The organism is Cryptosporangium minutisporangium (assembly GCF_039536245.1).
GTDB classification, from domain to species: Bacteria; Actinomycetota; Actinomycetes; order Mycobacteriales; family Cryptosporangiaceae; genus Cryptosporangium; species Cryptosporangium minutisporangium.
On sequence record NZ_BAAAYN010000008.1, the window covers coordinates 53,301 to 61,488 of the forward strand.

5 protein-coding genes are annotated in these 8,188 nt (G+C 71.6%); all 5 read left to right on the forward strand.

All coding sequences use genetic code 11. The features are described from left to right. The first annotated feature begins 20 nt into the window (after positions 1-20). The 5 genes from hutU (at position 21) to ABEB28_RS07420 (ending at position 7,936) form a co-directional block, all read left to right on the forward strand. Positions 21-1,679: a urocanate hydratase gene (gene hutU / locus ABEB28_RS07400; RefSeq protein WP_345727236.1), complete on the forward strand. Its 1,659-nt coding sequence runs from the start codon at positions 21-23 to the stop codon at positions 1,677-1,679. Beyond that, the gene (locus ABEB28_RS07405) at positions 1,676-2,914 is read left to right on the forward strand and encodes an allantoate amidohydrolase (RefSeq protein WP_345727237.1); all 1,239 of its coding nucleotides are present in this window, start codon (positions 1,676-1,678) and stop codon (positions 2,912-2,914) included. Before hutU ends, ABEB28_RS07405 begins: the two co-directional genes overlap by 4 nt. After that, the gene (locus ABEB28_RS07410) at positions 2,911-4,272 is read left to right on the forward strand and encodes a formimidoylglutamate deiminase (protein WP_345727238.1); all 1,362 of its coding nucleotides are present in this window, start codon (positions 2,911-2,913) and stop codon (positions 4,270-4,272) included. The genes ABEB28_RS07405 and ABEB28_RS07410 overlap by 4 nt, the downstream gene beginning before the upstream one ends. Then, a complete protein-coding gene (gene hutI, locus ABEB28_RS07415) occupies positions 4,269-5,450 on the forward strand; it encodes an imidazolonepropionase (RefSeq protein ID WP_345727239.1) in 1,182 nt (393 codons plus the stop codon). Before ABEB28_RS07410 ends, hutI begins: the two co-directional genes overlap by 4 nt. A gap of 68 nt (positions 5,451-5,518) precedes the next feature. Next, positions 5,519-7,936 (forward strand): penicillin-binding protein, encoded by a 2,418-nt coding sequence (locus tag ABEB28_RS07420; RefSeq protein WP_345727240.1) that lies wholly within the window; start codon positions 5,519-5,521, stop codon positions 7,934-7,936. Positions 7,937-8,188 lie beyond the last annotated feature (252 nt).

Genomic DNA, 8,188 nt, shown 5'->3' on the forward strand with positions numbered 1-8,188 from the left:
CCAGCAGGAAGGATCGCCCGATGGAAGGCGCCCGACCCGTCCGCGCCGCGCGCGGCACAGCGCTCACCGCCCGGTCGTGGCAGACCGAGGCCCCGCTGCGGATGCTGATGAACAACCTCGACCCCGAGGTGGCCGAACGCCCGGACGACCTGGTCGTCTACGGCGGCACCGGCCGGGCGGCCCGGAACTGGACCAGCTTCGACGCGATGGTGCGCACGCTGACCACGCTGAAGGACGACGAGACGATGCTGGTCCAGTCCGGCAAGCCGGTCGGCGTGATGCGGACGCACGAGTGGGCGCCGCGCGTCCTGCTCGCGAACTCGAACCTGGTCGGCGACTGGGCGACCTGGCCGGAGTTCCGCCGCTTGGAGCAGCTGGGCCTGACCATGTACGGGCAGATGACCGCGGGCTCGTGGATCTACATCGGAACACAAGGCATCCTGCAAGGCACCTACGAGACGTTCGCGGCGGTCGCGGCCAAACGATTCGACGGAACGCTGGCCGGGACGCTCACCGTCACCGGTGGCTGCGGTGGCATGGGCGGGGCCCAGCCGTTGGCGGTGACGCTCAACGGTGGCGTCTGCCTGGTGATCGACGTCGACGAGACCCGCCTGCGACGACGGGTGGATCAGCGCTACCTGGACGAGGTCGCGCCCTCCCTGGACGAGGCGATCACCCGCGCGCTGGAGGCGAAGCAGGACCGCCGCGCCCTCAGCATCGGCGTCGTCGGCAACTGCGCCACGGTGCTGCCCGAGCTGCTGCGGCGCGGCGTCGCCGTGGACGTCGTCACCGACCAGACCAGCGCGCACGACCCGCTGTCGTACCTGCCGGAAGACGTCGACCTCGCGGACTGGCGAACCAGGGCCGAGAAGGACCCGGTGGACTTCACCGCGCGCGCCCGCGCGTCGATGGCCAAGCACGTCGAGGCCATGGTCGGGTTCCTCGACGCAGGTGCCGAGGTGTTCGACTACGGCAACTCGATTCGGGACGAGGCCAGGCAGGGCGGGTTCGACCGGGCGTTCGCGTTCCCCGGCTTCGTACCCGCGTACATCCGGCCGCTGTTCAGCGAGGGCAAGGGCCCGTTCCGGTGGGCGGCGCTCTCCGGCGACCCGCGGGACATCCACGCCACCGACGAGGCCGTGCTGCGCCTCTTCCCGGAGAACGACCACCTGCACCGCTGGATCCGCGCCGCGCAGGACCGGGTCGCGTTCCAGGGGCTCCCGGCCCGGATCTGCTGGCTCGGTTACGGCGAGCGGGACAAGGCCGGCGTCCGGTTCAACGAGATGGTGGCGTCCGGTGAGCTGAGCGCGCCGATCGTGATCGGGCGGGACCACCTCGACTGCGGCAGCGTCGCGTCGCCGTACCGGGAGACCGAGGCGATGGCCGACGGCTCGGACGCGATCGCCGACTGGCCGCTGCTCAATGCGCTGGTCAACACCGCGTCCGGAGCGTCCTGGGTGTCGATCCACCACGGTGGCGGTGTTGGTATCGGACGGTCGATCCACGCCGGGCAGGTCACGGTCGCCGACGGGACCGCGCTGGCCGGGCAGAAGATCGAGCGGGTGCTCACGAACGACCCCGGCATGGGCGTGATCCGGCACGTCGACGCGGGTTACGAGGACGCGGTCGACGTCGCCGCGACGCGCGGGGTGCGGATCCCGATGCAGGAGGGTGCGTGAGCTTCGAACAGCTCTGGTCCGACCTGCTGCCGGTAGGACGGGCCGACTCCGGCGGCTACCGCCGCTTCTCCTGGACGCCCGCCGACACCGAGTGCCGCTCCTGGTTCGTCGACACCGCGCGCGGCCTCGGGCTGGACGTCGAGACCGACCGGAACGGCAACCAGTGGGCGTGGTGGGGGTCGGGCGACGACGCGGTCGTCACCGGGTCCCACCTGGATTCGGTGCCGGACGGCGGTGCGTTCGACGGGCCGCTGGGCGTGGTGTCGTCGTTCGCGGCGGTCGGGGCGTTGAAGGCCAGGGGTGTGGTGCCGCGGCGCCCGCTCGCGGTGGTGAACTTCGTCGAGGAGGAGGGGGCGCGGTTCGGCGTCCCGTGCCTGGGCTCCCGGTTGCTGACCGGTGCGGTGGACCCGGCCCGAGCGCGCGCGTTGCGCGACCCCGCGGGCGTCACTTGGGCGGAGGCGATGGACGCCGCCGGGCTGGACGCCGGTGGGCTCGGCGCCGATCCGTCGCGGCTGGCCAGGATCGGGACGTTCGTCGAGCTGCACGTCGAGCAGGGGCGTGCGCTGGTCGATACCGGGGCGGCGGTCGGCGTCGCCAGCGCGATCTGGCCGCACGGACGGTGGCGGTTCGAGTTCGCCGGTGCGGCCAACCACGCCGGGACGACCCGGCTGGCCGACCGGCGCGACCCGATGCTGACGTTCGCCGCCACCGTGCTCGGCGCCCGTGAGCAGGCGGCGCTGGCCGGTGCGCTCGCGACGTTCGGCCGGGTGACCGTCGAGCCGAACGGCACCAACGCGATCGCCTCGCTGGTCCGGGCATGGCTGGACTCGCGGGCGCCGGAGTCCGCGGTGCTCGATCGGGTGGTCGAGCAGATCACCGCGCTGGCGGCCGAGCGTGGCGACCGGGACGGCGTGACGGTGACGGTCACCGCGGAGTCCGAGACGCCGATAGTCGAGTTCGACGGCGGCCTGCGCGACTCGCTGGCCGCGCTGGTGGGGGCGTCCGCCCCGGAGGGTGCGTGCTCGGTGGTCCGGGCGGACGGGACCGCACCGATCCTGCCGACCGGAGCCGGCCACGACGCCGGGGTGCTGTCCGCGCACGTCCCGACCGCGATGCTGTTCGTGCGCAACCCGACCGGGGTCTCGCACGCACCCGACGAGCACGCCGGGCCGGACGACTGCCTGGCCGGCGTCGACGCGCTGGCGTCCGTGCTCGAACACCTGGCGACGCGGTGACCGGGCCGGGCACCGGCGCCGCTGCGGACGTCTACTGGGCCGAGGTGGCTTGGCTCCCGGACGGTGCCGCGGAACGCGTCCGGATCGACGTGACCGACGGGCGGATCGCCGCGGTGACGCCGGACGCCGAGGAACCGGTCGGCGCTACTCGGCTGCCCGGCCTGACGCTGCCGGGGCTGGCGAACGCGCACTCGCACGCGTTCCACCGCGCGCTGCGCGGACGCACGCAGGCCGACCGCGGCACGTTCTGGACGTGGCGCGAGCAGATGTACGCGCTGGCGGCCACGCTGACCCCGGACAGTTACTACACACTCGCGCGGGCGGTCTACGCCGAGATGGCGCTGGCCGGGATCGTCTGCGTGGGCGAGTTCCACTACCTGCACCACGGCCCCGGTGGGACGCCCTACGCGGACCCGAACGCGATGGGCGCGGCGCTCGTCGCGGCAGCGGCCGACGCCGGTATCCGGATCACACTGCTCGACACCTGTTACCTCGTCGGCGGGCTCGAGCCTGATGGGGCGACGCGCCCACTGGACGGGCCGCAGCTCCGCTTCGGCGACGGCGACGCGGAACGCTGGGCGTCGCGGGTCGCCGCGCTGACTCCGGCGAACCACGCCCGGGTCGGGGTGGCGCTGCACTCGGTACGCGGGGTCCCGGCGGAGCAGATCGGTGCGGTCGTGCGCTGGGCCGCGGAGAACGGTGCCCCGCTGCACACCCACCTCTCCGAGCAGCCGGCCGAGAACGAGGCGTGCCTCGCGGCGCACGGGGTCACCCCGACGCGCCTGCTCGCCGACGCCGGTGCGCTCGGGCCACGTACGACCGTGGTGCACGCGACCCACCTCACCGCCGCGGACGTGGCGTTGATCGGCGGCTCGGCCACGACGACCTGTGCCTGCCCGACGACGGAGCGCGACCTGGCGGACGGCATCGGTCCGATTCGGACGCTGTTCGATGCCGGGTCGCCGGTTTCGCTCGGCAGCGACAGCCACGCGGTGATCGACCTGTTCGAGGAGGCCAGAGCGGTGGAGCTGGACGAGCGGCTGCGGACCCGGGAGCGTGGGCACTGGCGGGCGGCCGAGCTGCTCGGGACCGCGTTCGCGCACGACTCGCTCGGCTGGCCGGACGCCGGTGCCCTGCGCGTCGGTGCCCGGGCCGACCTGGTCACGGTGGCGACCGACACGGTGCGGACCGCCGGATTCACGCCCGGCACGGCCGCCGAGACCGCGGTGTTCGCTGCCGGGGCCGCGGACGTGCGCTCGGTGATCGTGGACGGCCGGGTGGTGGTGGCTGACGGTGCCCACACCCGGGTCCCCGAGGTCGGTCGCGCCCTCGCGGACGCGCTCCGGGGCCTCGCATGACCGCGCGGACGCCTCGGCTCGGCGCCGCCGCGGGAAGCACGGTGATCACCGGGATCGGGATGCTGGTGACCCAGGATCCCGACCTCGGCACGCTGCACGACGCCGCGCTCGTACTGGAGAACGGCCGGGTCGCCTGGGCCGGGCCGTCCGGCGCGGCGCCCTCCGCCGACGTCGCCGTGGACGCCGCCGGGCGCGCCGTCGTCCCGGGCTTCGTCGACAGCCACAACCACCTGGTGTTCGCCGGTAACCGCTCGGCGGAGTTCGCGGCCCGGATGGCCGGGACGCCGTACGCCACCGGGGGCATCCGCACCACGGTCGCCGCGACCAGGGCGGCCGGCGACGACGAGCTGCGGACCCGGCTCCGGACCCTCGTCGACCAGGCCCACCGGCAGGGCAGTACGACGCTGGAGATCAAATCCGGCTACGGCCTGTCGGTACCGGACGAGGAACGGTCGCTGCGGCTGGCGCGCGAGGTCACGCCCGAGACGACGTACCTGGGCGCACACGTGGTGGCGCCCGGCGCCGACCCGGGGGAGTACGTCGACCTGGTGTGCGGCCCGATGCTCGACGCCTGTGCGCCGCACGCGAAGTGGATCGACGTGTTCTGCGAACGTGGCGCGTTTGATGCGGACGCCACCCGCGCGGTGCTGTCCGCCGGGGTCGCGCGCGGACTGGCGCCCCGGGTGCACGCCAACCAGCTCGGCACCGGACCGGGGGTGCAGCTGGCGGTCGAGTTCGGTGCCGCGTCCGCGGACCACTGCACGCACCTCTCCGACGCCGACGTCGACGCGCTGGCCGCCTCGGACACGGTCGCCACGCTGCTGCCGGGCGTCGAGTTCTCGACCCGGTCGCCCTACCCGGACGCCCGGCGCCTGCTGGACGCGGGGGTGACCGTGGCGGTGGCCACCGACTGCAACCCCGGGTCGTGCTTCACGTCGAGCATTCCGTTCTGCGTCGCTCTGGCCGTGCGGGAGATGCGGATGACGCCGGCGGAGGCGCTGTGGGCGGTCACCCGCGGCGGGGCGGCTGCACTGCGCCGCGACGACGTCGGGCATCTCGGCGTCGGTTCCCGCGCGGACGTCGTCCTGCTCGACGCCCCTGATCCGGTCTACCTCGCGTACCGTCCGGGGGTACCGCTGGTCGCCGGAGTTTGGAAAGCGGGCATTCCAGTCACATAGCCACCCCGCGTTGGTTAAATCCTTCCTTAGTGACGCTCAGGCGTGGACGGCGTCCATACGCTGACGCTGTGGAGTGGAGCCGCGAGCGCAGGCTGGCCAATGTTCTCTCGTTGCTGTTCTGCGGAGTTCTGGCCGGTGTCGTGTTGGCGGCTGTCGCCTTCCCGGTGGTCGGGGCGACCGGTTGGACGGCGAAGTCGGCCTCCGACTCGTTCCGCAATTTACCGACGGAGATCAGGATCCCGCCCCTTCCGGCGGCGTCGACTCTGCTCGCCGGCGACGGGCGGACCGTGCTCGCGACGTTCTTCGAGGAGAACCGGCGGAGTGTGCCGCTCAAGGACGTCGCGCCGGTGATGCGCCAGGCGATGGTCGCCGCCGAGGATCTGCGGTTCTATGAGCACCACGGGGTCGACGCAAAGGGAATCCTGCGCGCCCTCGTCCGCAACCAGGCCTCGGGTGAGGTCACCCAGGGCGCCTCGACGCTGACCCAGCAGTACGTCCGGTCGGTGTTGAAGTACAGCGCAACGAACGAGAACCAATTGCGGGCCGCCACCGAGGAGACGGCGGCCCGGAAACTGCGCGAGATCCGGTACGCGGTCGCGTTGGAGGAGGGGCTCTCCAAGAATCAGATCCTGGAGAACTACCTGAACATCACCTATTTCGGCAACGGCGGCTACGGAATCCACACCGCGTCCTGGGTCTATTTCGGCAAGAAGCCCTCGCAGTTGACGCTCCCCGAGGCGGCGATGATCGCCGGCCTGGCCCAGGATCCGACGCGCTACAACCCGGTCGAGAACAAGCGGTACGGGACGAGGCCGGCGCTCGAGCGGCGCTCGTACGTCCTGCGTCAAATGGTGAAGATGAAGTACCTCACGCCGGCGCAGGCGGACGCGGCGGAGAAGGCGCCGCTCACGCTGAACCCGCAGTCCAACGTGCAGGGCTGCCAGTACAGCAGGGTGAGCTTCGGGTTCTTCTGCGGCTGGTTCGTCGACTGGTGGAAGGCCAACCCGTCGTTCGGGCTCGCCAAGGCCGAGCGACTGGCTGCGCTGAAGCGGGGCGGCTACCGGATCGTCTCCTCGATCGACGTCCGGATGCAGAAGGCAGCGCAGAAGCAGGTCGACAGAGGACCCAGCGCCTACAGTCGATTCGCCACCGGGATCGTCATGGCGCAGCCGGGTACCGGCCGAGTTCTGGCGATGGCGATCAACCGCAAATACGGCATCACGAAGAATCCGGGTGGTAAGACGTACCCCTACACGGAGAACCCGTTGCTGAGCGGGTCGACGGTCTCCCCGGGGTACCAGGCCGGATCGACGTTCAAGATGTTCACGATGTTGGCCGCACTGCAACGGGGCATTCCGCTGAGCCACACGCTCTACGCGCCGCGGCAATTCGTATCGCAGTACGTCGGCGGCTGCAGATTCGGCAGGTACTACTGTCCCCGCAACGCGTCCGGCTCGATGACCGGCGCCCATACGATGTCCAGCGGATTCGGTGAGTCCGCCAACACCTACTTCATCCAGCTGCAGCAGGAAACGAGCGTGAAGGCCGCCGTCGCCGCCGCGCAATCGGCCGGCGTGGTGTTCCGTGGCTCGAAGGACCTGCAGAACATCAAATGGGCCAAGAAGAGCGATCAGGCCTGGGGGTCGTTCACCCTGGGAACGGCTCAGGTGACCCCACTCGACATGGCGAACGCCTACGCGACGGTGGCGGCTCGGGGGAAGTACTGCCGACCGACGCCGGTCCGATCGATCACCGATCAGGGTGGTCGTCTCTTACCGGTGGGAAATCCGTCCTGTAGACGGGCGTTCAGCCCGCAGGTCGCCGACGCCGCGAGTGACGCGGCCCGCTGCCCGGTGGGGGACAGCACTCTGTCCGGTGTCTCCTGTACACACCCCGGCGGTGGCGCCACCGCGACGAGCGTCGGCGGAGCGATCGACCGGCCGATCGCCGGGAAGACGGGCACCACCGACAACAACAACGCGGGGTGGTTCGTGGGCTACACGCCGAACCTCGCGGCCGCATCCTTCATCGCCAATCCGGACAAGTACTACGACACTGTCCCGAACAGTCAGCTCCCGATCCAGATCGTTCGGGAAACCTTCGAGACCGCGTTACGCGCCATGCCGGTGAAGCAGTTCGTCCCGGCGCCCAGACGGTTGTCCTGGGGCACGATGCTCGTCGTTCCCGACGTGAAGGGCGAGACGACGGACGGCGCGATCTACCGGCTCCGGGCGGCGGGCTTCAACGTCTCGATCAACTACCAGGCGGAGGACTCCGACCAGCCCGCCGGCCGGGTCTCCCGGACCGAACCGCCGGCCGGGAGCTACATCAGCAAGGGCAGCAGCATCCGGATCAACGTCAGCAACGGCAAGAAGTCGCCCCGGGATCCGCGGATCGAGCAGCTGTGCAAGCTCGAGCCGAAACTGCCCATCTGCGCGATCAAGCCCGGCGAACCCGGCTTCCCCGCCGCCCCCGGCCGCCCCTGACCCCAGGCGCCGCCCTCCGGGTGTGGGCACCGCTGGTGCCGCTCGGTGGGTGGTGGGCGCTTTTCCCGAAAGGCCACCTCTGGCGGCGCCCTCAGGGGTGCTCTTCCCGAAAATCCGTCCCGGGCGGTGCCCTCAGCGGTGCTCTTCCCGAAAATCCGCCCACTCGCGGCACGGTCGGGGCGCTCTTCCCGAGAAGCCCCGGCGCCGGCGGCGGGCACGGAACGCGAAAAGGAGCCCGCGTCGGCGGGCGGC